Here is a 24,168-nt window from a genome sequence, read left to right on the forward strand (position 1 = left end):
GCCCATCAGGCGGCCGCTCGACGAGCTCACCTCAAAACTAAAATGCAACTGTAATGCTAGAGCCTTTCCTGATTAAATTGAACCATTCTGCCGGAGCAGGTTTTCGTCAGAGCAGAGGCGATCGCCTCTGAGGCTGGCGGAAAGATGTCCGGCCCTTCGGGTTGGCTGAAGCGCGCGGCCTGTTTGCTCGGCCGGCTTCGCCGCAGCGTTGGCTCCGCCGCGCGCCAGCCGAGCAAACATTCCACTCCGCTTGAGCCAACAGAATGGTTCAATTTAACCAGGAAAGGCTCTAGCCGCCAGCGAGGTAATCCATCAGCTGCGACATGGAAGCGGCGGCGCCCGCTGAGTCTGCCGCCTCGATCGCGCGCATCACCTTCACGTGACGCTCCACCGATCCTTTCATCTTTTCCGGCGAGGCGGATGCGAACCAGATGCGCCGCGCATGGGTCTGGAGCGGCGCTAGCGCTGCGGTCAAAAAGCGGTTGGGGCAGGCCGCTTCCATCACCTCGTCGAACCTTTTATCCGCCACCAGAAAGCCCTCCAGATCGCCGTGACCGGCGCAGTCCGCCATCTGTTGCCGGCAGTCGCTAATCTCGTGGCGGGCCCCGGCGCTTGCATGCTCCGCCACAAGGGCTGCCGCCAACGGTTCGAGCTGTTGACGCGTCTGCATCAGATGCATTCGATCGTCCGGCCGGATGGTGCTGATTTGCAAGCCGACACGCGGGCGAACCTCGATCAGGCCTTGCCAGGCGAGCTTCTGGATCGCCTCGCGGACCGGCGTGCGGCCGTGGTTGGCGAGCGCCAGCAGCTGCCGTTCGGTGACGAGCGTTCCCGGCTTCAGCTTCAAGGTGACGATCAGCCGTTCGAGAGCCAGATAGGCGAGGTGCGATTGGGACGACATGAATGTCCTTGGGCATGTGATATATCAGAGGTTGACACAGTTCCGAAATCATGGCAAGTGAGCTGATATATCAGAACCAAGGAGGCTTCCCATGTGGCGCGGCGTATTTCCGGCAGTAACGACGAAATTCACCACTGAAGGCGATCTCGACAAGGCCGAGATGGAGCGCTGCTTCGCGCTGCAGTTCGAGGCGGGCGTCGACGGCATGATCGTCTGTGGTTCGCTCGGCGAGAACATGACGCTGGAGGCGGACGAAAAGATCGAGATCCTCAAGATCGCCAAGTCGGTCGCCGGCGGCAAGCCGGTGCTGATGACCATATGCGAAAGCGCAACGCGCCGCGGCGAAGCGGCGGCCAGCGCCGCCGCCAAGGCCGGCGCCGACGGTTTTATGGTTCTGCCGGGCGTCCCTTACAAATCGGCGCCTACCGAGACGCTCAGCCACATTCAGGCGATCGCTGTCGCCGGCGGGCTGCCGATCATGGTCTACAACAACCCGGTCGCCTACGGCGTCGACGTGACGCTTTCGATGTTCGACGAACTGGCCAAGAACGAGTTGGTCGTCGCGATGAAGGAATCGACCGACGACATCCGCCGCATCACCGAGGTGCTGACCCGTTTCGGCGAGCGTTTCGACTGCTTCACCGGCGTCGATAATCTGGCACTCGAAAGCCTGCTGATGGGCGCCCATGGTTGGGTTGCTGGTCTTGTCGTCGCCTTTCCGAAGGAGACAGTTGCGATCTGGAAGCTCGTCCAGGCCGATCGCCTGGAGGAGGCGAGGGCGATGTACCGCTGGTTCCGTCCGCTGCTCGATCTCGACGTCTCCACCAATCTCGTCCAGAACATCAAGCTCGCCGAAGTCTTCGCGATCGATTCCAACGATCGCGTCCGTGCGCCGCGGCTGCCGCTTGCCGGCGCCGAGCGTCAGCGGGTCCAGGGCATCATCGAAGCAGCGCTTGCGAAGCGGCCGGCACTCCCGGTTTAGTGGAGCATGCGCCGGGCGTCGCCCGGTGGCTTTTTTCTCCTTGGAGACAATGAAAACGGCCCGCCTGATGGCGGGCCGTTTTCGTCTGAGGTCGTTTCGAGACTTCAGTGCAGGATCTGGCTCAGGAACAACTTGGTGCGCTCGTGCTGCGGATTGTCGAAGAACTCGGCCGGCGAATTCTGTTCGACGATCTGGCCCTGGTCCATGAAGATGACCCGGTTGGCGACCTGGCGGGCGAAGCCCATTTCGTGAGTGACGCACAGCATCGTCATGCCTTCTTCTGCAAGGCCCACCATCGTATCGAGCACTTCCTTGATCATTTCCGGATCGAGCGCCGAGGTCGGCTCGTCGAAAAGCATGATCTTCGGGTTCATGCAAAGCGAGCGGGCAATCGCGACGCGCTGCTGCTGACCGCCCGAGAGCTGGCCCGGATATTTGAGTGCCTGCTCGGGGATCTTGACGCGCTTGAGGAAATGCATTGCGATTTCCTCGGCCTGTTTCTTCGGCATCTTGCGCACCCAGATTGGCGCCAGCGTGCAGTTTTCCAGGATGGTCAGGTGCGGAAAGAGGTTGAAGTGCTGGAACACCATGCCGACTTCGCGGCGCACTTCATCGATCTTCTTCAAGTCGTTGGTGAGTTCGATGCCATCGACGACGATCTTGCCCTTCTGGTGCTCCTCGAGACGGTTGATGCAGCGGATCATCGTCGATTTGCCAGAGCCCGACGGGCCGGCGATGACGATGCGCTCGCCGCGCATCACTTTAAGATTGATGTCGCGCAGTACGTGGAAGTCACCATACCACTTGTTCATGTTGGTGATTTCGATTGCGACATCCGTCTTCGAGACGGTCATCTTTGACGCGGTGGCCGTGTTTGCCATTTATGTTTCCCCTTTTTATCGGTGGCTCTTGTCGAGCAGGCGTTCCATGAAGCCTGAATAGCGCGACATGCCGAAGCAGAAAAGCCAGAATACAAAGCCCGCGAAGATCAGGCCCGTCAGCGGCGTTACCGCGGACGCCCAGTTCGCGTCGCTAAAGTTCAGGCGGACAATGCCGAGCAGGTCGAACATGCCGATGATCGAAACGAGCGAGGTGTCCTTGAACAGGCCGATGAAGGTGTTGACGATACCGGGAATCACCAGCTTCAGCGCCTGCGGCAGGATGATGAGGTTCATCTTCTGCCAGTAGCTGAGACCGAGCGAATCGGCGCCTTCATATTGGCCCTTCGGAATGGCCTGCAGCCCGCCGCGGACGACCTCGGCCATGTAGGCGGACGCAAAGAACGACACACCGATCAGCGCCCGCAGGAACTTGTCGAAGGTGACGCCCTGCGGCAGGAACAGCGGCAGCATCACGCTAGCCATGAACAGAACCGTGATCAGCGGGACGCCGCGCACCATCTCGATGAAGACGGTGCAGAGCATCTTGATTACCGGCATGTTCGATCGCCGTCCGAGTGCCAGTAGAATGCCGAGCGGCAGCGAAACCGCGATGCCGACGAACGAGAGGACCAGGGTGACCATCAGGCCGCCCCACAGTGCCGTCTCGACATAGGTGAGGCCGAGCCAGCCGCCGGGAAGCAGGATCGTGGCGAGGATCGGCAGGACCGCCAGCAGCAGAACCGCGTTCAACCCCTTGTAAGGAATCTTTGGGATCAACATCGGAACGAGGAGCAGCACGAAAAGGATGCCGACGAGGGCGGGACGCCACTGCTCCTCGAGCGGATAACGGCCGAAGACGAACTGCCCGAGCTTTGCATTGACGAAGGCCCAGCAGGCGCCGCTCCAGCCTTCCGGTTGCGAGCCGCCTTGGGCGACCGTGGCGCAGACGCCGCGACCGCCGCCTGTCCATGCGGCGTCGACGAAAAGCCACTGGATCGCAGGCGGCACCAGCCATGCCAGGATGAGTAGGCTGATGATCGTCAGGACGCTGTCCTTCGGCGTGGCGAAGAGATTCTTGCGCAGCCATCGGACGATGCCAGCTTCCAACGCGGGGGCGGGTGAGGCTTCGATCATCGAAGCACGAACAAAACTTGCCTGATGCGTGCTCATGTTCTCACCTCTCCACCAGCGCCATGCGGGCGTTGTACCAGTTCATGAACAGCGAGGTTGCAAGGCTCAGGCTGAGATAGACGATGAGCCAGATGCTGACCACTTCGATCGCCTGTCCGGTCTGGTTGAGGATCGTGCCGCCGACGGCGACGAGATCCGCATAGCCGACGGCGACCGCGAGCGATGAGTTTTTGGTGAGGTTGAGATATTGGCTGGTCAATGGCGGAATGATGATGCGCATTGCCTGCGGAACGACGACCAGACGAGTCGTCAGCCTTGGGCGTATGCCAAGTGCGTGAGCGGCTTCCGTCTGCCCCTTCGAGACTCCCCGGATGCCGGCCCGGACGATTTCCGCGATGAAGGCCGCAGTGTAGAAGGAAAGCGCGAGGAAGAGCGACATGAATTCCGGTCCGACGACCGAACCGCCCGTAAGATTGAACTTGCCGGCGATCGGAATGTCGAAAGTCAGCGGAGCGCCGGTCGCCAGGAACGTTATCAGCGGCAGACCGATGAGCAAGCCGAGCACGATCGACAAAACGGGCAATCGCTGACCGGTTGCCTCCTGCCGTTGCCGGGCATAGCGGGCGAAAACGAAGCTCGCGACGACGGCGATGATCAACGCGAACAGCGTATATTGCGAACCCTCTCCGAAGATGGCCCTCGGAAACGCAACGCCGCGGTTGCTCACGTAGATATCGAGGGGGAGGGCGAGCGCATCTCGCGCCTGGGGTAAGATCGCCAGAACGCCGCTATACCAGAAGAAGATGACCAGCAGCGGTGGAATGTTGCGGAACACCTCGACATAGGCGAGCGAGAGCTTGGCGATGATCCAGTTGTGCGACAGACGTCCAACGCCGACGATGAAGCCGATGATCGTTGCCGTGATGATACCGGTGATCGCCACCAGCACTGTGTTGACGAAACCGACGACGAGAGCGCGGCCGTAGGTGGAATCGCTCGTGAAGGCGATCAGTGATTGTCCGAGATCGAACCCCGCCCGGCCGTTCAAAAAGCCATAGCCGGATGCGATGTTCGCGCGCTGCAAGTTCTCGACCGTGTTTTGGATGGTCCAGTAGATGAGAACCGCGAGGATGATGATGGTGATTGCCTGGTAGAATATGCCGCGTACCTGAGGATCGTTGATGATAGATCCGGAGGATTTGCTCTTCTCAGGCGCGTTTGTAACGCCAATGGCCATACAATGCCTCTTTCCCCGATCCGCCCTGTTCTCGGGCGTTCTTATTGTAGAACGGAGGAGCGGCGTGCCGCTCCTCCGAGACTCTCAAGCCGACCAGCTTTTAGCGGACCGGCGGTGCGTACTGGATGCCGCCCTTGTTCCAAAGCGCGTTCAGGCCGCGCTCGATCTTCAGCGGGCTGCCAGCTCCGATGTTGCGGTCGAAGACCTCGCCGTAGTTGCCGACGGCCTTGATGATGTTGACGGCCCATTCATTGGTGAGGCCCAGGTCCGTACCGATCTTGCTGTCGGCTTCGACACCAAGGAAGCGCTGGACGTCAGGGTTGGCCGACTTCTTCATCTCTTCGACATTCGCCTGGGTGACGCCGAATTCCTCGGCCTGGACCAAGGCGAAGTGAACCCAGCTGACGATGTCGTACCACTGGTCGTCACCTTGGCGGACGGCCGGGCCGAGCGGCTCCTTCGAAATGATCTCCGGCAGGATCATGTGGTCATCCGGCTTCGAGAGGGTGAGGCGCAGGGAGTACAGGCCGGACTGGTCGGTGGTGTAGACGTCGCAACGGCCTGCGTCATAAGCCGCGTTCACTTCCTCGAGCTTCTCGAAGACGACCGGGTTGTACTGCAGGTTGTTGGTCTTGAAGTAGTCGGCGAGGTTCAACTCGGTCGTGGTGCCGGTCTGGACGCAGACAGCAGCGCCGGAGAGTTCGAGCGCGGACTTCACGTTGAGGCCTTTGCGGACCATGAAGCCTTGGCCGTCATAATAGTTGACCGGGCGGAAGTTGAAGCCGAGCGCCGTATCGCGGTTGATGGTCCAGGTCGTGTTCCGGGCCAGAACGTCGACCTCGCCGGACTGCAGCGCCGGGAAACGCTCCTTTGCGGAGGTCGGCGTATACTTCACCTTCGTGGCATCGCCGAAAACGGCTGCAGCGATCGCCTTGCAATAGTCGACGTCGAAACCGCTCCAGTTGCCGGAAGCGTCAGGGGCTGCGAACCCGGCGAGACCGGTGTTCACGCCGCACTGGACAAAGCCCTTGGCCTTCACGTCGTCAAGGGTCGCGGCCGATGCCGCATGTGCGCCAATCCCCATGACAGCAGCGCCAAAAAGAGCTGTCAGAATTCTTCTTGCCATTTTTTTGAACCTTTTCGGTTGTTCGTAAGTTCCCGTCTGCACCGTGCGTTCTGTCGGCGCGTGCAGCCTCAGCCACCCTCCTGGCATGAGTGCAATCTATCTCATGCTCAAAATCCATGAGGGTCAAGAGATGTTGCCGATTTTCTCATTTTCGATGTGAAAAACTGAAATTTCGCCAGAAGTTTAAGCAGATTTCGCTGGAAAAGCTCCGATCCTGAATAAAAAACCACCAATTGTGCCCTTGTCGCGGATGCACATCTCGGCATTGATTTTTCCCTTGACCCCACCCGTGCAGCGTTCGATGAGTTTCCATCGAGTTTTCAACGGCGGAATCGTTCAATGGCAGACAAAATGAGCGCGCGCGGAGAGATCGGCATCAACACCCGCCTCGCGCACACCGGCAACAATCCTTTGGACTACCATGGATTCGTCAATCCGCCGGTGGTCCACGCGTCCACCGTGCTTTTCCCGAACGCGAAAACCATGGAAACGCGGGCGCAGAAATACACCTACGGCACGCGCGGCACGCCGACGACCGATGCGCTCTGCGACGCAATCAACGAACTCGAGCGAGCGGCCGGAACGATTCTCGTCCCCTCGGGCCTGGCCGCGGTCACGGTGCCCTTCCTCGCCTATCTCTCCTCGGGCGATCACGCCTTGATCGTCGATTCGGTCTATTTCCCGACCCGGCACTTCTGCGACACGATGCTGACCCGGCTTGGCGTCACGGTCGAATATTACGATCCAATGATCGGTGCTGCTATTGAGAACCTGATCAGGCCGAACACGCGGCTGGTGCACACGGAGGCACCGGGCTCGAACACCTTCGAGATGCAGGATATCCGGGCGATCGCCGATGCCGCCCACCGCCACGGTTGTGTCGTCACTATGGACAACACCTGGGCAACGCCGCTCTACTTCCGCCCCCTCGACCACGGCGTCGACGTTTCTATCCACGCGGCGACGAAATACCCGTCCGGGCACTCGGACGTGCTGCTCGGAACCGTTTCGGCCAACGCGGTACATTGGCCGGCCTTGACGGAGGCGATGGTGACGCTCGGTGTCTGCGTCTCGCCGGACGACAGCTATCAGATCCTGCGCGGCCTGCGGACCATGGGCATACGCCTCGAGCGCCACCAGGAAAGCGCGCTGGCGCTCGCCCGTTGGCTCGAAAGCCGCGAAGAGGTGGCGCGCGTGCTGCATCCGGCGCTGCCAAGCTTTCCCGGGCACGAGCTCTGGAAGCGCGACTTTGGCGGGGCGAGCGGCATTTTCTCATTTGTGCTGAAGGCCGAACCCGAAACAAGCAAGGCGAAGGCGCATGCCTTCCTCGATGCGCTCTCGTTCTTCGGCCTCGGTTATTCCTGGGGCGGATTCGAAAGCCTCGCGCTGCATGCGAACCTTTCCGATCGCAAGGTAGCCAAGGCGCCGGACGGAGGTCCGGTCATTCGACTGCAGATCGGCCTCGAAGATGTTGCCGACCTGCGCCGCGACATCGAGGCAGGTCTCGCGGCGGCCAATGCGGTCTGAGTAATGAACAGGGCCGGGGCAGGCGGGAAGAATTTCTGTCTGCCGTTTAGCGCTTTTTGCGTTCCGAGGCGTCGTAGCCATAGAGCCAATCGAGATCGGCGGCGAGCGCTTCCGCGCCCTTCAGCGCGAGGACCAGGTTTCGTGCGACCCGGACCGGTCCCCGGGCGTGGTAGGCGAAGCGGTTGAAGGCGGCGCGTTTGCGCACCCGGGCGATCCGTGCCCGACGCGCGTGCTCGTAGCGCGCGAACGCGGCCGGAGCCTCGGCGCACGCCGCAAGGCAATGCGCGAGTTCGCGGGCATCCTCGATCGCCATCGCCGCGCCTTGGGCAGCAAAGGGCGACATCGCATGGGCGGCATCGCCAATGAGGATGATGTCTCGCCCATTGTGCCAGGCCCCCTCGTCGACGGTGCACAAGGGCCAATAGGTGGCTGAGACGGCATTTTCGATCATCGAACGCAAGTCGGGGTGCCAGGCTTCGAAAGCGGCCGCAAATTCCAGCCGTCGCTCCTCTGATTCCTTGCCGACCCATTCAGCGTCGCTCGACTTGCCGTCGACGATCGCGACGAGATTGAAGCCGTCGATTTCGCGCAGCGGGTAGGCAACCAGGTGCGCTCTAGGTCCGAGGAAGGCGGTGATGCGATTTGACGACAGGCAGGCGGACGCTCCGGCGCGCGGTAGCAACAGTCGCCAGGCGATACTGCCGGAAAACCGGACGGCGCCCGCGCCGGGGATGGCCGCTCTTGCCTGCGACCAGATGCCGTCGGCGCCGATGACCACCGTCGGGCGGCGTCCCGTTGCCGCGGCAACGGCCGCCACCGGATCACCTTCAATGCGGCTTCCCAAATGAAGGCGGCAGCGTGGCTCCGACCGTGCGGCGTTCAAAAGGATTTCCTGTAGACTGGCGCGGTGCAGCACCCCGTAGGGGGCGGCCCAGCGCTTACGCGCATTCGCACCGGCCGGCACTTCCGCGAGCGGTCGCAGAGAGCGTCCGTCGACAAGCGTGATCGATTCCGGTTCGCTCCACACGTCCTCAAGGGCAGGGAGCAGGCCGAGTTCCACCAGAATGCGCGAGGCGTTCGGCGACAATTGCAGGCCGGCGCCCACTTCGTCCAAGGTGGCGGCCTGCTCGAAAATATCCGCGGCAATCCCGTTCCGTGCGAGGCACAGCGCCATTGTCAATCCGGCGATGCCGGCGCCGACGATCGCGACCGAAGCAGAGTCTTGCATCGACTTCGCGCCAGCGGAGGCAGGGAGGTCAGGCAGCCTTGGTCTCGAAGAGACAGCCCGGCGGGATTGTTTCGGTCGCCTTCAAGCTCGAATTGTAGCGATAGAGCGTCGAACAATAGGAGCAGACCTTCTCGTTGTCGTCGCCCATGTCGATGAAGATATGCGGGTGGTCGAAGGGAACGGATGCGCCGGTGCACATGAATTCCTTGACGCCGATCTCGATGACCCGATGCCCGCCGTCATTCTGGAAATGGGGGATGCTGTGGCCGGCCATGTCGTACTCCGATGAATGCAAGTCTGGTGTCGATTTTGCCGGCACCATAGTAAGCTTTGGCACAAATGTGTAGCAGCAATCATGACGCGATTGTGGTTTTTGAGCCGGCGGGGGTTTTCGACAATTCCGTTACCATCTAGTTTGCCGGGAAACGGATTGATGTCTGGGAAAACCATGGATTTGAACCCTCCGCCATATTCGCTCTTCACGCATGACGGCCTGGAAATCGCCTACTTCGACGCGGGTGACCCGTCGGGAGATCCAGTCCTGCTCATTCACGGATTCGCTTCGAGCGCCAATGTCAACTGGGTCTACCCCGGCTGGCTGAAGACCCTCGGCGACGCCGGCTATCGGGTCGTCGCGCTCGACAACCGCGGCCATGGCGCGAGCAGCAAGCCCTATGACGCTTCGGTTTACCATCCGCACCAGATGGCCGGCGACGCGGCCGCCCTCCTCGTCCATCTTAGTATCGCCGAGGCGCATGTCATGGGTTACTCGATGGGCGCGCGCGTCTCGGCATTTCTGGCGTTGCATCACCTGCATCGCGTCCGTTCGCTCGTGTTCGGGGGCCTCGGAATAGGCATGGTGACCGGGGTGGGGGACTGGGATCCGATCGCCGAGGCGCTGCTTGCACCGTCGCTCGAAGATGTGACGCATGAGCGTGGCCGCATGTTCCGCGCCTTTGCCGACCAGACGAAAAGCGACCGCCACGCGCTTGCCGCCTGCATATCGACCTCACGAGACCTGCTTTCCGCAGAGGATGTCGGGCGCATCGATGTGCCCGTTCTGATCGGGGTTGGAACGAAGGATGACGTAGCGGGTTCCGCCCAGGACCTTGCCGCTCTGATGCCGCATGCCAGGGCCTTGGATATTCCGGGCCGAGACCATATGCTGGCGGTCGGCGACCGCGTCTTCAAGAAGGCGGTCCTGGAGTTTCTCGGTGAGGTCGGCCGAGCATAGTGGCTCGAAGTGACCGCCGATCGAAACGCTGCGCGCCCATTTATGTCGATCGGGATTTGCCCTATATATGTGGCAGCGCAGGCCAAAGATCGGCCCGGCAGCGTTTGACCAGGCCACGTTTGACTCGGCCACGTCTGACTAGGCCACGTTTGACCAGGAAGGAGCGCGACCATGGTCGCCAAGACCGAACTTCGCCACACGGAACCGCTGAAGGCGATCGATCCCATCTGGGACAGCCTGCGTGAAGAGGCCCGCTTCGCCGCCGAGCGCGATCCGATGCTTGCAGCCTTCCTCTATTCGACTGTAGTCAACCAGCATTCGCTTGAAGAGAGCGTGATCTATCGGATTTGCGAGCGGCTCGACCATCCCGACCTGCAGGCAAATCTGCTCCATCAGACCTTCGTTGAGATGCTCGAAGATTGGCCTGAATGGAGCACGATCCTGCGGGTTGACATCCAGGCCGTCTACGACCGCGACCCCGCTTGCACCCGGTTCCTCGAGCCTGTGCTTTATTTCAAGGGCTTCCACGCGATCCAGACGCACCGGCTTGCCCATTGGCTGTGGAACCGCGGGCGGAAGGATTTCGCGCTTTATCTCCAGAGTCGCTCCTCGAGCGTCTTCCAGACCGATATAAACCCGGCCGCCCGCGTCGGACGCGGCATCTTCCTCGACCACGCGACAGGCCTCGTTGTCGGCGAAACGGCGGTCATCGGCGACAATGTGTCGATCCTGCACGGGGTGACGCTCGGCGGCACCGGCAAGGAGGGCAGCGACCGTCACCCGAAGATCGGCGATGGCGTGCTGATCGGCGCCGGGGCGAAGATCCTCGGCAATATCCATATCGGCCATTGCTCGCGGGTGGCGGCCGGATCGGTCGTGCTGAAGGCGGTTCCCCCGAAGACGACGGTGGCCGGTGTCCCCGCCAAGGTCGTTGGCGAGGCCGGGTGCTCCGAGCCGTCGCGGCAGATGGACCAGATCCTGGCAAGCTTCGATATCTGAGGCGGAGGAGGGGCGCGCTTTTTCGCCTCATTCGCTGCAGATCCGGAAAAATCTGAGCGGTAATACAATGCGTTACGGCTATCCTTGATCATCTTCATGAGTGCTCGGCGTCGTGATGGGTTTACACCCGGCAATGCCGCATGCGAGAAGCGCGGCAAATCAATCGGCTACGGAGAATAGATTTGAAGCCCGAAGAAATCCGCAAGCTTGAGGCCTATTTCAAGCGCACCTTGAATCCGGCGATGGTTGTCAAGGCCCGTCCCAGGAAGGACGAATCCGCCGAGGTCTATCTCGGCGACGAATTCCTCGGCGTCATTTTTCGCGACGATGAAGACGGCGAGCTTTCCTATAATTTCTCGATGGCGATCCTCGACGTAGATCTGTGAACTGCAGCGACGCGCCGGCCGTGAGGGCCCCGCGGAACTCATCACCCACCGCTGCCGGCCTGAACTATCGGGCCGGCTTTTCTTATTAAGTCATATTTTTACTGAAATTTGTCGATGACGGCTGAAGCTTCATCAAGTCGTTGCAAGCATTATGGTTTACTGCATCGCACACTGAACTTGACTTTTTGTGCAGTGCACCTAGACTAACGCCTGCCCACCGCCCACAAGGAGAAGCTTGATGTTTAACCTCGACGACGCAAACAAGAAAAGCAAGGAAGCACTGGATGTGGCTGTGAAGAGCTACTCGGCGCTGACCAAGGGCTATCAGGCCATTGCGACCGAAGCAGCAGACTTTTCGAAGAAGTCCTTCGAAGACGGTATCGCTCATCTCGAAAAGCTGTCCAGCACCAAGAGCCTCGAGGCTGCTTTCGAACTCCAGACGAACTATCTGAAGTCGAGCTACGAAGCTTTCGTCGCCGAAGCATCGAAGATCGGTGAAATGTATGCCGATCTCGCCAAGGACGCCTACAAGCCCTATGAGGCACCGGTCGCCAAGACAACTGCAGCCGTGAAGTCTGCTGCCGCCGCCTGACGCTAGAGACCATTGCTATCGCAACAAGGCCGGTCGCGGTTGCCGCGGCCGGCCTTGTCGTTCTGAAATGCTCGGCCCCTGGAGATCTTGGGAAGAGGCTTAATGCCGAGCGTAGCGCCCGAAGAAATTTGATCAATCTTGTGTTCGGCCGTGCGAATATGATTGCAGTGCGTTGGTTCGGTCTTAAAATCCAAGAACGAACCATTAGATAAAGGCAAGCATGCTGCAGCCACCTTCATGGATTGCGGCTGTCAAGGGAATGAAACAGAATGATCGCCATGCCGGTCCGGATGCAGCAGGGTAGCGATGGAAACGGAGGCGCCCCCAATCGCGGCACGTCCGTTATCACACGCACCAAGCCGAAGACCAAGAAGCCGAGTTTGTACCGCGTTCTGCTTTTGAATGACGATTACACGCCGATGGAGTTCGTCGTCCATATCCTGGAACGTTTTTTTCAAAAGGACCGGGAACAAGCGACGATCATCATGCTTCATGTCCACAACCACGGCGTTGGAGAATGCGGCGTCTTTACCTACGAAGTCGCCGAAACCAAAGTGACGCAGGTAATGGATTTCGCCAGGCAGCATCAGCATCCCTTGCAATGCGTCATGGAAAAGAAATGAGGATCTAACGTGCCAACATTTTCGCCCAGCCTCGAAAAGGCGCTGCATCAGGCACTGACTTTTGCCAACGAGCGCCATCATGAATATGCGACGCTCGAGCACCTGCTGCTGGCATTGATCGATGATGCCGATGCGGCGGCCGTGATGGGCGCATGCAATGTAAATCTAGAAACGCTTCGCAAGACCGTGACGGACTATGTCGACAACGAATTATCCAATCTGATCACCGGCTATGACGAAGATTCGAAGCCGACCGCCGGCTTCCAGCGCGTGATCCAGCGGGCCGTCATCCATGTGCAGTCCTCCGGCCGCGAAGAGGTGACGGGAGCCAATGTGCTCGTCGCGATCTTCGCCGAGCGCGAGAGCCATGCGGCCTATTTCCTGCAGGAGCAGGAAATGACGCGCTACGATGCGGTGAATTTCATTTCGCACGGCATTGGCAAGCGGCCGGGCAGTTCGGAATCGCGGCCGGTGCGTGGCGCAGAGGACCAGGAATCGGAACAGAAGTCACCGCGCGAGAGCGAGGAAGCCAGTCCGAAAAAGCAGCAGGATGCGCTGACGGCCTACTGTGTCAACCTGAACGAAAAGGCCAAGTCCGGTAAGATCGATCCGCTGATCGGCCGGCACGCCGAGGTAAACCGGACCATCCAGGTCCTTTGCCGGAGGTCCAAGAACAACCCGCTCTATGTTGGCGACCCCGGCGTCGGCAAGACGGCGATCGCTGAAGGGCTTGCCAAGCGCATCGTCGAGAAGCAGGTGCCGGAGGCACTTCAGGACGCCACGATCTTTGCGCTCGACATGGGAACCCTGCTCGCCGGCACGCGCTATCGCGGCGATTTCGAAGAGCGGCTGAAGCAGGTCGTCAAGGAACTCGAGGACTATCCCGGCGCCGTCCTCTTCATCGACGAGATCCATACGGTGATCGGCGCCGGCGCGACCTCGGGCGGTGCGATGGATGCGTCCAACCTTCTGAAGCCGGCGCTCTCTTCCGGCTCGATCCGCTGCATCGGTTCGACCACCTACAAGGAGTATCGCCAGTTCTTCGAGAAGGACCGGGCGCTTGTCCGCCGTTTCCAGAAGATCGACGTCAACGAGCCGACGGTCGCTGACGCAATCGAGATCATGAGGGGGCTGAAGCCCTATTTCGAGGAGTATCACCACCTCAAATATTCGAACGATGCGATCAGGGCGGCCGTCGAGCTTTCGGCCCGCTACATCAATGACCGCAAGCTGCCGGACAAGGCGATCGACGTCATCGACGAATCGGGAGCGGCGCAGATGCTGTTGCCTGTCAGCAAGCGCCGCAAGCTGATCACCGAAAGGGAGATCGAGGCGACGGTCGCCACGATGGCGCGCATTCCGCCGAAGTCGGTTTCCAAGGACGACGAAGCCGTTCTCGCCAGTCTGGAGAAGGAACTTCGCTCGGTCGTCTATGGCCAGGATCTGGCGATCGAGGCACTCGCCTCGTCGATCAAGCTCGCACGCGCCGGGCTGCGGGAACCGAACAAGCCGATCGGCTGCTACGTGTTCACCGGCCCGACCGGTGTCGGCAAGACCGAAGTGGCGAAACAGCTGGCGACGTCGCTCGGCGTCGAACTGTTGCGCTTCGACATGTCGGAATATATGGAGCGGCATACGGTTTCCCGTCTGCTCGGCGCACCGCCCGGCTATGTCGGGTTTGACCAGGGCGGTCTCCTGACCGACGGCGTCGACCAGCATCCGCACTGCGTGCTGCTGCTTGATGAGATCGAGAAGGCCCATCCGGACCTCTTCAACATCCTTCTGCAGGTGATGGATCACGGCTCGCTGACCGACCACAACGGCAAGAAGATCGACTTCCGCAACGTCATCCTGATCATGACGACCAATGCGGGCGCCTCCGACATGGCGCGGCCGGCAATCGGTTTCGGCTCGTCGAAGCGCACCGGCGAGGACGTCGAAGCCCTGAATCGCCTGTTCACGCCGGAGTTCCGCAACCGTCTGGATGCGGTCATTCCGTTCAACTCGCTGCCCACGCCTGTCATTCATCAGGTCGTGCAGAAGTTCGTCATGCAGCTCGAGACGCAGCTGGCCGAGCGCAACGTCACCTTCGACCTCGCGCCGGAGGCGATCGCCTGGCTTGCGGACAAGGGCTACGACGAAAAGATGGGCGCACGGCCGCTGGCGCGCGTCATCCAGGAAAACATCAAGAAGCCGCTCGCCGACGAAATCCTCTTCGGCAAGCTCAAGAAGGGCGGCGTCGTCAAGGTGACGATCGGCACGAAGGAGGACGGTACCGAGGGGTTGCTCCTCGATGCCGTGCCCGAGACGGCACCGATCAAGCCGAAGGCGGAAGTGTCGCGGCCCGGCGGCAAGAACGTCAAGCCGAAGAAATCGGAGGTGGAAACCGTCGCCGCCGAGGCTGGGCCGAAATCGAAACCGAAGAAGTCCGCCAAGGCAGCTTCGGATGCGGTTCCGCTGAAGGGCAGAACGGTCCCCAAAGTCCCGCGCAAGAAATAGCGCAATCGCGATTTTCGCAGACGGTGCCGGGTGGCTTCACCCGGCACCGTCTTGTTGAGCGGGGCAGTCCCATTCCGCGTGATTTCCATGGATGATTTCGAAGACGAACGGTCAACGCTTGCCTGGTTTTTGACGGGCGCCCGGGGGATTTTCAGTCTTCCGGCCGTCATCCTGATGCTTTCCTTCGTCGGCTTTTGCTCGCTGACCGTTCAGGCCGGCATCCCGCCGGAGCAGGTCGTCTTCATGACCGGAATCGTTTGGGCCTTGCCGGCGAAGGTCATTCTCGTCAGCTCGATCCTGAGCGGCGCGAGTCTTGCGACTGCGTTCCTGGCGGTTACTCTCTCATCGGTCCGCCTGATGCCGATGGTCGCGGCGCTCGTTCCGGAATTGCGCAGCTCGAAAACGCCGACCTGGCTGCTGCTCGTCCTGTCGCACTTCGTGGCCATCACCGCGTGGGTCTTCGCGATGGAGCGTGTACCGCAGGTGCCGCGCGACCATCGCGTCGCCTTCTTCGCCGGCTTCGGCATTACCCTGGTGGCGGCTAACATGGTGCTGGTCGGCATCGTCTATCATCTTGTCGCCGACTTTCCGCCGCTGGTGGCGGGCTGCCTTTTCTTCCTGACGCCGGTCTATTTTCTCACTTCGATCTGGCACTCGGCCCGACAGCCGGTCATCTATGTGGCGCTTGCGATCGGCCTCGTTGCGGGCCCGCTGTTCTACTGGATCGCACCGGAATTCGACATCCTCCTGGCCGGCGTCATAGGCGGCACGCTTGCCTGGGGCGCGGAGCGCTTCTGGCGTTCGCGACGGGAGGCGCGCCCGTGACCTGGACCGACGGATGGTGGGCCTATGCCTTCATTGCCGTAGCCGGCTGGCTCGCCACCGATCTCTGGCGCTGGCTCGGCGTGCTCGCCGGCAAGCGGCTTCGCGATGATTCGGAGGCATTGAATTGGGTGAGGGCGGTCGCGACCGCCTTGGTCGCCGCGGTGATCGCGAAGCTCATCCTTTATCCGACCGGGGTCCTCGCGCAGTCGCCCCTGTGGCTGCGGCTCGGCGCCGTTGTCATCGGCGCAATCGCCTTCTTTCTCGCCCGGCAAAAGCCGGTCGCGGGCATCGCGACATCGATCGCGGTGCTCGCCATCGGGCTATGGTGGCTGGGGTTCTGACGGCAGGTCGTCTAGATCAGCGCTCGCCGGATCTTCTCGGCATTGGCTGCCAATAGCTCGCCATCCTCCATCTTCCCGGAATGTGGCTTCAGCGGAATGCCTTCCCGGCGCGGGATCACGTGGAAATGCAGGTGGAAGACGGATTGGCCGGCCGGCGGCTCATTAAACTGCATGATCGTCACGCCGTCCGCGTCGAAAGCGTCCTTGGCGGCAATCGCGATCTTCTGGACAGTGGCGATGAGCGCCGGCAGGGTGGCGGCGTCCGCATCGAGAATGTTGCGCGATGGCGACTTCGGCAGGACGAGCACATGCCCTTCCGCCTGCGGCATGACGTCCATGAACGCCACCGTTGCGTCGTCCTCGTAGACCCGATGCGAAGGAATTTCGCCGCGCAGGATCTTGGCGAAAATGTTGTTGGTGTCATAGCCGCTCATGTCGTTTCCTCTTGTCGGTTCGTCGCGGAAGTTCGCTTTTGGTCAATGTTGTTGGCGCTCACCCTTGCGGAAAGGCCCGTGCTCGGCAAGGAATTCGCCGGTTTCTTCGACGTCGCGGCGCTCCCGTTCGAGGTAATCCGCGACCGCCCTTGCCAGACCTGGATGGGTGATGAAATGGGCGGAATGGGTCGTGACCGGCATGTAGCCGCGCGCCAACTTGTGCTCGCCCTGCGCGCCCGCTTCGACGCGCCTCAGCCCTCTGGCGATCGCGAAGTCGATTGCCTGGTGATAGCAGACTTCAAAATGCAGGAAGGGATGTTCCTCGATGCAGCCCCAATGGCGCCCGTAGAGCGCATCGCCGCCGATGAAATTGATCGCGCCGGCGATATATCGGCCGCCGCGCTTGGCCATGACCAATAGAATGTCGTCTGCCATCCGCTCGCCGATGAGCGAATAGAAGGCGCGGGTCAGATAGGGCCGGCCCCATTTGCGTCCGCCGGTATCCATGTAAAAAGCGAAGAACTGGTCCCAGATGGCTTCGGTAAGATCGCGGCCCGTCAGCCAGTCGATGGTAATTCCATTTTCGACGGCTGCCCGACGCTCCTTCTTCAGCGCTTTGCGCTTTCGCGACGCAAGCGTGGCGAGGAAGTCGTCGTGCGAGCCGTAGCCTTCATTGATGAAATGGAATTGCTGGTCCATCCGGTGCAGAAACCCGGATCGTTCGAAGCTCGGCATTTCCTCAGGGGGGACGAAGGTGACGTGGGCGGAGGAGACGCCGTGACGGCGCGAGAGTTCCTTGAGGCCGGCGGCAAGCGCCTCGCGCACCGGGCGCGGATCGCCGCCCGCGGCGCTGAGCAGGCGTGGCCCAGCCACCGGCGTGAACGGCACGCAACATTGCAGCTTCGGATAGTAGCGGCCGCCGGCCTGTTCGAAGGCGTTTGCCCATCCATGGTCGAAGACATATTCGCCCTGGCTATGGTTCTTCATGTAGCAGACGAGGGCGCCGCGCAGGAAGCCATCGGCATCCTCCATCAAGAGATGCTGACCGAGCCAACCCGTCTCCGCCGTCGCCGAGCCCGACTCCTCGAGCGCCGACAGATAGGCGTGCGAGACGAAGGGATTATAGGCCGTGCCGGGGAAGTCTTTCGAGGCGCCGGCAAGCCTGTTCCAGCTCGCCGGCGGGATCGAAGTGAACGAATGTTCTATGCGGATGTTGATCGCGTCTGACATGCGCCTAGGAAATCATGGTCTCCCTGGGATCGAAACCCTCGAACGTCATCTGATCGGCGTGGGCGAAGGTGTGCTCCTGCGCTCGGCCGTCCCGCACCGTCCAGGTGATGATGGTACGGCCGAGCGCTCGCTCCTTGGTTACGAAGGGGTTCGGCAGATCGCCGTAGAAATAGGAGATGAAATCGAGCCCGAGCTGCATGGCCTCCTCGTGCACGAAGAATTTTTCCGGATTGGCGCCGTCAGCGGTAAGGCCGAGCGGATAAGGGGCGTCGAGCGCCTTCAGATCCTTGAGCAGCCAGTGATCGAAGCTCATCAGCGCGACCGGTCCCTTGTACCCCTCGAGCGTCTCGAGCACGGCCGCCGCAAAGCCCTCGTCGTCATCTTCGCGGCCCTTGAGTTCGAGGACGAGCGGCACCCGTCCGTCGACGAGACGGAGCATCTGCGTGAGCGTCGGCACCTTGTCCTTCGTGCCGCCGATCGACAATAGGCCGAGCTCGCCGGCGGTCTTCGCCCGCACGTCCCCCCTAATGCCGCAAAGACGCTGAAGGTCGTGGTCGTGGAAGACGACCGGAACGCTATCCGATGTAAACTGCAGATCGCATTCGATCGCAAAGCCTGCTTCTGCGGCGCGGGAGAAGGCTGAGAGTGTATTTTCCCAGACTTCTCGGTTCATGTCGTGGTAACCGCGATGGGCGATCGGCTGGGCTTTGAGCCAGGAAATATCCTTCATCGAGAGTCCCTGATCAGGCGATTTCGAGGATGGCGTCGATTTCGACGGCCGCGTTGAAGGGCAGGGACGCCATGCCGACGGCGGCCCGCGCATGCTTGCCGGCTTCGCCGAGCACGGCGGCAAGGAAGTTCGACGCGCCGTTGATGACGAGGTGTTGCTCGGTGAACTCCGGAACGGAGGCGACGAAGCCGTTGATCTTCACGAGCCGGCGAATGCGTCCGAGATCGCCGCCAAGAGCGGCTTTGGCCTGGGCCAGGATGTTGACTGCGCAGAGTTCGGCGGCGCGCTGCGCGGCCGCGACGTCGACATCCTTGCCGACATGGCCAGTCACAGCGACCTTGCCTGCTTCCATGGGCAGTTGGCCGGAGATGTAGAGCGTCGAGCCGGTAATGACGTAAGGCACATAATTCGCGACCGGCGCCACCGCCTCTGGAATGACGATGCCAAGTTCGTTGAGACGCGTTTCGATCTCTGCGGACATGGAAGGCTCCCTTGTTGTCTTTTGTGATAAAATCCTGCATGCAAAACAGGATCGTGACAGGCACGGAACGGATCTGCCTCGCTTCTGCCGAATGTTTGTTTATCCCATTGCCGGCGAGTCCAACAGGAGGAAACGGATGTTTCGTAAAGGCTTCGGTCGTCTCACACTGGGGAGCGCCTGCCTCGCCGCCGTGACCGTCGCGGGCGCTGCGCACGCGAGCGCACTGGCACCGCACCGCGCCGTCTACGATCTTGAACTGAAAAATGCCTCCGATCGCTCCGGCATCACCGGCATGTATGGACGCATGGTCTATGAGTTCAACGGGTCGGCCTGCGAGGGATATACGGTGAGCTTCCGCTTCGTCACCCAGGTCGACACCGGCGAGGAAGTTCGCCTGACCGACCAGCAGACCACCACCTACGAGGACATGAAGAACAGGAGTTTCCGCTTCCTCACCCGCTCCTTTACCGATGAGAAGCTGGACAAGGAGGTGCGCGGAAGCGCTCACGACGACAAGTCCGGTGTCAAGGTCGAACTCACCGCGCCCGACAAGCGCGAAGTGGCTCTGGCCCAGAGCCGGTTCCCGACCGAGCATATGCTGGAGGTGATCGAGCGGGCCAAGCGCGGTGAGACGCTTTTTGAATCCCGTATCTTCGATGGCTCCGATTCGGGCGACAAGACGCTGATCACCTCTACCTTCGTCGGCAAGCCGGGCAAGCCCACGTCCGACGATGCGGACGCCGGAAAGGCAGGGAAGCTCGCCGGCGACAGCTATTGGCCGGTGACGATATCCTACTTCAACGACGAGGCGAGCGGCGATGCGCTGCCCATCTACCGCATGTCCTTCAAGCTTTACGAGAATGGCGTCACGCGCGACCTGACGATGGACTACGGCGACTTCGTGCTTTCCGGTAAGCTTGCCGATCTCGAAGTCTTCAATGCGGAAGAGTGCAAGTAGCGCCTGTCACCCGAACTGTGGAGCGGATTCGGGGCAAAGACATGCGACACCCTCTAGACAGCGGTAAAAAACAGACTTCCTGCCTTGATTTATCGGGCAGTTGCAGCTAAGGGGCTGACCATTCCACACGTGAGGCATGGGATTTTCCGGGAGAAATCCGGATTGTTCCGCCGGTGGGCGCATCAAGATGCGCTCGACGCCTTGCGGAGGTTCAACCGGAAAAGGAGAAAAAGGCATGGCATTGCCTGACTTTACCATGCGCCAGCTTCTCGAAGCAGGCGTGCACTTCGGTCACCAGACGCACCGCTGGAACCCGAAGATGAAGCCGTACATCTTCGGCGATCGTAACAACGTTCACATCATCGACCTCGCCCAGACCGTGCCGCTGCTGTCGCGTGCCCTGCAGGTCGTCAGCGACACCGTTGCCAATGGCGGCCGCGTGCTCTTCGTCGGCACCAAGCGCCAGGCGTCCGAGATCATCGCCGACGCTGCAAAGCGCTCTGCCCAGTATTACGTCAATGCCCGCTGGCTCGGCGGCATGATGACCAACTGGAAGACGATCTCGAACTCGATCCAGCGCCTGCGCAAGCTCGACGAAATCCTCGCTTCGGAAGCCTCCGGCTTCACGAAGAAGGAGCGCCTGAACCTCGAACGCGAGCGCGAGAAGCTGAACCGCGCCCTCGGCGGTATCCGCGACATGGGCGGCACGCCGGACCTGATGTTCATCATCGACACCAACAAGGAATCGATCGCGATCGAAGAAGCCAAGCGCCTTGGCATTCCGGTCGTTGCCGTCATCGATTCCAACTGCGATCCGGACCAGATCGACTATCCGATCCCCGGCAATGACGATGCGTCGCGTGCGGTCGCTCTCTATTGCGATCTCATCGCCCGTGCCGCCATCGATGGCATCGCCCGCCAGCAGGGCGCTTCCGGTCGTGATCTCGGCGCAGCCGAAGAGGCTCCGGTCGAGCCGGCTCTCGACGAATCGTCCGAAGCCTGATCGGGCGTCCGGCAGCCTACCGCGCCGTGCGTCTCTTCAGACGCACAAAGGTCGCTGTAGCACTTTGAATTGCTGCATGTTTTTGTCCTTGAATCGGCTAGGATTTAAGGAAACATGCAGTAAGCTGTCGCACCCAGGAAATAGCGGGACGAGGCCGTTTGCGATGAAAATCTGAACGGCCTTGTTCTTTTCAGCAAGGAATGGTGCCGGGACTACCCTTACCCGCGCAAGCATCGAATGACGGCGTCATAACGATGTCACAGTGAAGGGCCATTCCCTGCCAAACCCACTGGCACGGCGCCATTCGCGGTTGGCGCGCCAGCGAAACAGACAAGAGGCAACAAGATGACTGTTACTGCCGCAATGGTGAAGGAACTGCGCGAAAAGACGGGCGCAGGCATGATGGATTGCAAAAAGGCCCTTGCCGAGACCAACGGCGACATGGAAGCTGCCATCGACTGGCTGCGCGCTAAGGGCATTGCCAAGGCCGACAAGAAGTCCGGCCGCACGGCGGCCGAAGGCCTCATCGGCATCGCCAGCGCCGGCAACACGGCCGTCGTCGTCGAAATCAACTCCGAAACCGACTTCGTGGCCCGCAACGATGCTTTCCAGGACCTGGTTCGCGGCGTCGCTAATGTCGCGCTTGGCACCGACGGCACCGTAGGGGCCGTCGCCAAGGCGACCTATCCGGCGACCGGAAAATCTGTCGAGGATTCCATCAAGGATGCGATCGCAACGATCGGCGAAAACATGACGCTGCGCCGCGCCGCCTTGCTCAAGGTCGAGGACGGCGTGGTTGCGACCTACATCCACAACGTGGCTGGCGACGGTATCGGCAAGCTCGGTGTTCTGGTCGCGCTGAAGTCGACTGGCGACAAGGAAGCGCTGAATGCGATCGGCCGTCAGGTTGCGATGCATGTTGCTGCGACCAACCCGCTCGCCGTTCGTCCGAGCGAGATCGACCCGGCCGTCGCCGAGCGTGAGCGCAACGTCTTCATCGAACAGTCGCGCGCTTCCGGCAAGCCGGACAACATCATCGAGAAGATGGTCGACGGCCGCATGCGCAAGTTCTTCGAAGAAGTCGCGCTTCTGTCGCAGGCTTTCGTCATGAACCCCGACCAGACCGTCGAGGCAGCCATCAAGGATGCCGAGAAGACCGTCGGTGCACCGATCGAGGTTGCCGGTATCGCGCGCCTGCTGCTCGGCGAAGGCGTTCAGAAGGAAGAATCCGATTTCGCGGCGGAAGTTGCGGCGGCCGCAAAGGCTTGATTTCTTCTTTCCAATTGGGAAAAGCTGGGGGCATCGCGTGACAACGCGGTGCCCTTCGTGTATCCGGCATGCGTTATTGCGGCGGACCCGCCCGGGCTGTGCCAGGTCGGTCGATACCACGCAAGACGATTTGTCCTCACGCCGCTGTGCGCGTCTGTCGCATGCGTGCCGATCTGCTCAGGAGTGATGATGTCGGCCAAGCCAATCTACACGCGCGTTCTTCTCAAAGCCTCCGGTGAAGCCTTGATGGGAAGCCAGGGCTTCGGCATCGATGTGGCCGTGGCCGATCGGATCGCCTCGGACATTGCCGAGGCGCGAGCCATGGGTGTCGAAGTCGGCGTCGTCGTCGGCGGCGGCAACATCTTCCGCGGCGTCGCCGTCGCCTCGAAGGGCGGCGACCGGGTGACCGGCGACCACATGGGCATGCTGGCGACCGTCATCAATGCGCTTGCGCTCGCGACCTCGCTGCGCAAGCTGGATATCGATACAGTCGTGCTGTCGGCGATCGCCATGCCGGAGATCTGCGAGAGCTTCTCGCAGCGCGCCACGCTCTATCATCTTTCGCTCGGCCGGGTCGTGATCTTCGCCGGTGGCACCGGCAATCCCTTCTTCACCACGGACTCCGCAGCGGCGCTCCGCGCGGCGGAAATGGGGGCGCAGGCGATCTTCAAGGGCACGCAGGTCGACGGGATTTATTCCGCCGATCCGAAGAAGGACCCATCCGCGACGCGCTTCGATCGCCTGACCCACAGCGAGGTCCTCGAGAAGGGGCTCGCCGTCATGGACATTGCCGCAGTGGCGCTGGCGCGGGAAAATGCCATTCCGATCGTCGTATTCTCGATCCATGAGAAAGGTGGCTTCGCGGACATATTGACCGGCGGCGGTCGCGCCACCATCGTGTCGGATAATAATTGATAATCTGCAGAGGCCCAAACGGCCCTCGAGATGAAGAATGGGAGTCTGAACCATGAGTGAAGGTGTGGATCTGAAGGAATTGAAGCGCCGCATGGACGGAGCGATCGCCGCATTCAAGCACGACATCGCGTCGCTGCGCACCGGCCGCGCATCCGCGAACGTTCTCGATCCGGTGACTGTCGAAGCCTACGGTTCGCGCATGCCGCTAAACCAGGTCGCGAACATCACGGTACCGGAGTCGCGGATGCTCTCGGTTTCCGTCTGGGACAAGTCCATGGTCGGTGCTGTCGATCGGGCGATACGGGAGTCCAATCTTGGTCTCAACCCGATCATCGATGGGCAGAATCTGCGCATTCCGCTGCCGGAACTGAACGAGGAGCGGCGCAAATCCCTGGTCAAGGTCGCGCACGACTATGCAGAGAAGAGCAAAGTCGCGGCGCGTCACGTCCGGCGCGATGGCATGGACGGTCTGAAAAAAGCCGAAAAGGATGGCGAGATCAGCCAGGACGAGAGCCGCGCTCAGTCCGAGCGGGTGCAAAAGATGACCGACGAAGTGATTTCCGAAATCGACCGCTTGCTCGCGGAGAAGGAAAAGGAAATCATGCAGGTCTGACCGCGGAAAATCGAGTCTCTAGT

26 protein-coding genes are annotated in these 24,168 nt (G+C 61.0%); 15 read left to right on the top strand and 11 right to left on the bottom strand.

What is annotated here, in order from left to right:
* Window positions 1–289: 289 nt before the first annotated feature.
* Window positions 290–901 (bottom strand): GntR family transcriptional regulator, encoded by a 612-nt coding sequence (locus tag CO676_RS25595; protein WP_097523152.1) that lies wholly within the window; start codon window positions 899–901, stop codon window positions 290–292.
* Window positions 902–992: 91 nt separating this feature from the next.
* Here CO676_RS25595 and CO676_RS25600 point away from each other — a divergent pair, with 91 nt between their 5' ends.
* Entirely contained in the window at window positions 993–1,883 is an 891-nt protein-coding gene (locus CO676_RS25600; RefSeq protein WP_097523153.1) for a dihydrodipicolinate synthase family protein, read from the top strand.
* A 104-nt stretch (window positions 1,884–1,987) separates the two neighbouring features.
* Here CO676_RS25600 and CO676_RS25605 read toward each other — a convergent pair whose 3' ends face one another.
* The 4 genes from CO676_RS25605 to CO676_RS25620 all read right to left on the bottom strand — a co-directional run bounded on the left by CO676_RS25605 (window position 1,988) and on the right by CO676_RS25620 (window position 6,258).
* Complete coding sequence (locus tag CO676_RS25605; protein WP_014764213.1) at window positions 1,988–2,764, bottom strand: amino acid ABC transporter ATP-binding protein; 777 nt, start codon at window positions 2,762–2,764, stop codon at window positions 1,988–1,990.
* A gap of 15 nt (window positions 2,765–2,779) precedes the next feature.
* Window positions 2,780–3,934: an amino acid ABC transporter permease gene (locus tag CO676_RS25610; protein ID WP_014764214.1), complete on the bottom strand. Its 1,155-nt coding sequence runs from the start codon at window positions 3,932–3,934 to the stop codon at window positions 2,780–2,782.
* 4 nt (window positions 3,935–3,938) lie between these two features.
* On the bottom strand, window positions 3,939–5,132 hold the full coding sequence (locus CO676_RS25615) for an amino acid ABC transporter permease (RefSeq protein WP_097523154.1): 1,194 nt from the start codon (window positions 5,130–5,132) through the stop codon (window positions 3,939–3,941).
* 100 nt (window positions 5,133–5,232) lie between these two features.
* On the bottom strand, window positions 5,233–6,258 hold the full coding sequence (locus tag CO676_RS25620; protein ID WP_097523155.1) for an amino acid ABC transporter substrate-binding protein: 1,026 nt from the start codon (window positions 6,256–6,258) through the stop codon (window positions 5,233–5,235).
* A 339-nt stretch (window positions 6,259–6,597) separates the two neighbouring features.
* Between CO676_RS25620 and CO676_RS25625 the strand changes: the two genes are divergently transcribed.
* On the top strand, window positions 6,598–7,785 hold the full coding sequence (locus CO676_RS25625; RefSeq protein ID WP_097523156.1) for a cystathionine beta-lyase: 1,188 nt from the start codon (window positions 6,598–6,600) through the stop codon (window positions 7,783–7,785).
* A 46-nt stretch (window positions 7,786–7,831) separates the two neighbouring features.
* Here CO676_RS25625 and CO676_RS25630 read toward each other — a convergent pair whose 3' ends face one another.
* Both CO676_RS25630 and CO676_RS25635 read right to left on the bottom strand, forming a co-directional pair.
* Window positions 7,832–9,013 carry an FAD-dependent monooxygenase gene (locus CO676_RS25630; protein WP_097523157.1) on the bottom strand — a complete coding sequence of 394 codons (1,182 nt, stop codon included), beginning with the start codon at window positions 9,011–9,013 and terminating at the stop codon, window positions 7,832–7,834.
* 28 nt (window positions 9,014–9,041) lie between these two features.
* Entirely contained in the window at window positions 9,042–9,287 is a 246-nt protein-coding gene (locus tag CO676_RS25635; RefSeq protein WP_014764220.1) for a zinc-finger domain-containing protein, read from the bottom strand.
* Between the two features lie 174 nt (window positions 9,288–9,461).
* On the opposite strand from CO676_RS25635, the gene CO676_RS25640 reads away from it, so the two are divergent.
* The 8 genes from CO676_RS25640 to CO676_RS25675 all read left to right on the top strand — a co-directional run bounded on the left by CO676_RS25640 (window position 9,462) and on the right by CO676_RS25675 (window position 16,512).
* The gene (locus CO676_RS25640; protein ID WP_097523158.1) at window positions 9,462–10,247 is read left to right on the top strand and encodes an alpha/beta hydrolase; all 786 of its coding nucleotides are present in this window, start codon (window positions 9,462–9,464) and stop codon (window positions 10,245–10,247) included.
* Window positions 10,248–10,418: 171 nt separating this feature from the next.
* Window positions 10,419–11,246, top strand: coding sequence for a serine O-acetyltransferase (cysE, locus tag CO676_RS25645; RefSeq protein ID WP_014764222.1), 828 nt, complete (start codon window positions 10,419–10,421; stop codon window positions 11,244–11,246).
* A 182-nt stretch (window positions 11,247–11,428) separates the two neighbouring features.
* Window positions 11,429–11,632, top strand: coding sequence for a DUF3126 family protein (locus tag CO676_RS25650; RefSeq protein ID WP_014764223.1), 204 nt, complete (start codon window positions 11,429–11,431; stop codon window positions 11,630–11,632).
* 238 nt (window positions 11,633–11,870) lie between these two features.
* Window positions 11,871–12,224 (top strand): phasin family protein, encoded by a 354-nt coding sequence (locus tag CO676_RS25655; protein ID WP_097523159.1) that lies wholly within the window; start codon window positions 11,871–11,873, stop codon window positions 12,222–12,224.
* A gap of 269 nt (window positions 12,225–12,493) precedes the next feature.
* A complete protein-coding gene (gene clpS, locus CO676_RS25660; protein WP_014764225.1) occupies window positions 12,494–12,847 on the top strand; it encodes an ATP-dependent Clp protease adapter ClpS in 354 nt (117 codons plus the stop codon).
* Window positions 12,848–12,856: 9 nt separating this feature from the next.
* The gene (gene clpA, locus CO676_RS25665; RefSeq protein ID WP_014764226.1) at window positions 12,857–15,346 is read left to right on the top strand and encodes an ATP-dependent Clp protease ATP-binding subunit ClpA; all 2,490 of its coding nucleotides are present in this window, start codon (window positions 12,857–12,859) and stop codon (window positions 15,344–15,346) included.
* 87 nt (window positions 15,347–15,433) lie between these two features.
* Complete coding sequence (locus CO676_RS25670) at window positions 15,434–16,171, top strand: AzlC family ABC transporter permease (protein ID WP_097523160.1); 738 nt, start codon at window positions 15,434–15,436, stop codon at window positions 16,169–16,171.
* Window positions 16,168–16,512 (top strand): AzlD domain-containing protein, encoded by a 345-nt coding sequence (locus tag CO676_RS25675; RefSeq protein WP_014764228.1) that lies wholly within the window; start codon window positions 16,168–16,170, stop codon window positions 16,510–16,512. Before CO676_RS25670 ends, CO676_RS25675 begins: the two co-directional genes overlap by 4 nt.
* Window positions 16,513–16,523: 11 nt before the next feature.
* Here CO676_RS25675 and CO676_RS25680 read toward each other — a convergent pair whose 3' ends face one another.
* From CO676_RS25680 to CO676_RS25695, 4 genes are read right to left on the bottom strand one after another with little or no spacing between them, the layout of a single operon-like run.
* The gene (locus CO676_RS25680) at window positions 16,524–16,946 is read right to left on the bottom strand and encodes an HIT family protein (RefSeq protein WP_014764229.1); all 423 of its coding nucleotides are present in this window, start codon (window positions 16,944–16,946) and stop codon (window positions 16,524–16,526) included.
* Window positions 16,947–16,988: 42 nt separating this feature from the next.
* Window positions 16,989–18,176, bottom strand: coding sequence for a GNAT family N-acetyltransferase (locus CO676_RS25685; protein WP_097523161.1), 1,188 nt, complete (start codon window positions 18,174–18,176; stop codon window positions 16,989–16,991).
* A 4-nt stretch (window positions 18,177–18,180) separates the two neighbouring features.
* Window positions 18,181–18,906 carry a glycerophosphodiester phosphodiesterase gene (locus CO676_RS25690; RefSeq protein WP_097523162.1) on the bottom strand — a complete coding sequence of 242 codons (726 nt, stop codon included), beginning with the start codon at window positions 18,904–18,906 and terminating at the stop codon, window positions 18,181–18,183.
* A 13-nt stretch (window positions 18,907–18,919) separates the two neighbouring features.
* Complete coding sequence (locus CO676_RS25695; protein ID WP_014764232.1) at window positions 18,920–19,387, bottom strand: RidA family protein; 468 nt, start codon at window positions 19,385–19,387, stop codon at window positions 18,920–18,922.
* 136 nt (window positions 19,388–19,523) lie between these two features.
* On the opposite strand from CO676_RS25695, the gene CO676_RS25700 reads away from it, so the two are divergent.
* The 5 genes from CO676_RS25700 to frr all read left to right on the top strand — a co-directional run bounded on the left by CO676_RS25700 (window position 19,524) and on the right by frr (window position 24,145).
* A complete protein-coding gene (locus tag CO676_RS25700) occupies window positions 19,524–20,345 on the top strand; it encodes a cell envelope integrity EipB family protein (RefSeq protein WP_097523163.1) in 822 nt (273 codons plus the stop codon).
* Between the two features lie 235 nt (window positions 20,346–20,580).
* Window positions 20,581–21,348, top strand: a complete 768-nt coding sequence (gene rpsB, locus CO676_RS25705; RefSeq protein WP_014764234.1) for a 30S ribosomal protein S2 — start codon at window positions 20,581–20,583, stop codon at window positions 21,346–21,348.
* 345 nt (window positions 21,349–21,693) lie between these two features.
* Complete coding sequence (gene tsf, locus CO676_RS25715) at window positions 21,694–22,617, top strand: translation elongation factor Ts (RefSeq protein WP_097523164.1); 924 nt, start codon at window positions 21,694–21,696, stop codon at window positions 22,615–22,617.
* Window positions 22,618–22,806: 189 nt separating this feature from the next.
* Window positions 22,807–23,532, top strand: coding sequence for a UMP kinase (gene pyrH / locus CO676_RS25720; protein ID WP_014764236.1), 726 nt, complete (start codon window positions 22,807–22,809; stop codon window positions 23,530–23,532).
* 52 nt (window positions 23,533–23,584) lie between these two features.
* Complete coding sequence (gene frr, locus CO676_RS25725) at window positions 23,585–24,145, top strand: ribosome recycling factor (RefSeq protein ID WP_097523165.1); 561 nt, start codon at window positions 23,585–23,587, stop codon at window positions 24,143–24,145.
* The last annotated feature ends 23 nt before the right edge of the window (window positions 24,146–24,168 follow it).

This window comes from Sinorhizobium sp. BJ1 (assembly GCF_002531555.1).
Lineage (GTDB): Bacteria > Pseudomonadota > Alphaproteobacteria > Rhizobiales > Rhizobiaceae > Sinorhizobium > Sinorhizobium fredii_B.

Excerpts from the sequence above, each read along its gene's own strand:
- CO676_RS25595 (WP_097523152.1), bottom strand. The coding sequence starts at position 901 with ATGTCGTCCCAATCGCACCTCGCCTATCTGGCTCTCGAACGGCTGATC.
- CO676_RS25600 (WP_097523153.1), top strand. The coding sequence starts at position 993 with ATGTGGCGCGGCGTATTTCCGGCAGTAACGACGAAATTCACCACTGAA.
- CO676_RS25605 (WP_014764213.1), bottom strand. The coding sequence starts at position 2,764 with ATGGCAAACACGGCCACCGCGTCAAAGATGACCGTCTCGAAGACGGAT.
- CO676_RS25610 (WP_014764214.1), bottom strand. The coding sequence starts at position 3,934 with ATGAGCACGCATCAGGCAAGTTTTGTTCGTGCTTCGATGATCGAAGCC.
- CO676_RS25615 (WP_097523154.1), bottom strand. The coding sequence starts at position 5,132 with ATGGCCATTGGCGTTACAAACGCGCCTGAGAAGAGCAAATCCTCCGGA.
- CO676_RS25620 (WP_097523155.1), bottom strand. The coding sequence starts at position 6,258 with ATGGCAAGAAGAATTCTGACAGCTCTTTTTGGCGCTGCTGTCATGGGG.
- CO676_RS25625 (WP_097523156.1), top strand. The coding sequence starts at position 6,598 with ATGGCAGACAAAATGAGCGCGCGCGGAGAGATCGGCATCAACACCCGC.
- CO676_RS25630 (WP_097523157.1), bottom strand. The coding sequence starts at position 9,013 with ATGCAAGACTCTGCTTCGGTCGCGATCGTCGGCGCCGGCATCGCCGGA.
- CO676_RS25635 (WP_014764220.1), bottom strand. The coding sequence starts at position 9,287 with ATGGCCGGCCACAGCATCCCCCATTTCCAGAATGACGGCGGGCATCGG.
- CO676_RS25640 (WP_097523158.1), top strand. The coding sequence starts at position 9,462 with ATGGATTTGAACCCTCCGCCATATTCGCTCTTCACGCATGACGGCCTG.
- cysE (WP_014764222.1), top strand. The coding sequence starts at position 10,419 with ATGGTCGCCAAGACCGAACTTCGCCACACGGAACCGCTGAAGGCGATC.
- CO676_RS25655 (WP_097523159.1), top strand. The coding sequence starts at position 11,871 with ATGTTTAACCTCGACGACGCAAACAAGAAAAGCAAGGAAGCACTGGAT.
- clpS (WP_014764225.1), top strand. The coding sequence starts at position 12,494 with ATGATCGCCATGCCGGTCCGGATGCAGCAGGGTAGCGATGGAAACGGA.
- CO676_RS25670 (WP_097523160.1), top strand. The coding sequence starts at position 15,434 with ATGGATGATTTCGAAGACGAACGGTCAACGCTTGCCTGGTTTTTGACG.
- CO676_RS25680 (WP_014764229.1), bottom strand. The coding sequence starts at position 16,946 with ATGAGCGGCTATGACACCAACAACATTTTCGCCAAGATCCTGCGCGGC.
- CO676_RS25685 (WP_097523161.1), bottom strand. The coding sequence starts at position 18,176 with ATGTCAGACGCGATCAACATCCGCATAGAACATTCGTTCACTTCGATC.
- CO676_RS25690 (WP_097523162.1), bottom strand. The coding sequence starts at position 18,906 with ATGAAGGATATTTCCTGGCTCAAAGCCCAGCCGATCGCCCATCGCGGT.
- CO676_RS25695 (WP_014764232.1), bottom strand. The coding sequence starts at position 19,387 with ATGTCCGCAGAGATCGAAACGCGTCTCAACGAACTTGGCATCGTCATT.
- CO676_RS25700 (WP_097523163.1), top strand. The coding sequence starts at position 19,524 with ATGTTTCGTAAAGGCTTCGGTCGTCTCACACTGGGGAGCGCCTGCCTC.
- rpsB (WP_014764234.1), top strand. The coding sequence starts at position 20,581 with ATGGCATTGCCTGACTTTACCATGCGCCAGCTTCTCGAAGCAGGCGTG.
- tsf (WP_097523164.1), top strand. The coding sequence starts at position 21,694 with ATGACTGTTACTGCCGCAATGGTGAAGGAACTGCGCGAAAAGACGGGC.
- pyrH (WP_014764236.1), top strand. The coding sequence starts at position 22,807 with ATGTCGGCCAAGCCAATCTACACGCGCGTTCTTCTCAAAGCCTCCGGT.
- frr (WP_097523165.1), top strand. The coding sequence starts at position 23,585 with ATGAGTGAAGGTGTGGATCTGAAGGAATTGAAGCGCCGCATGGACGGA.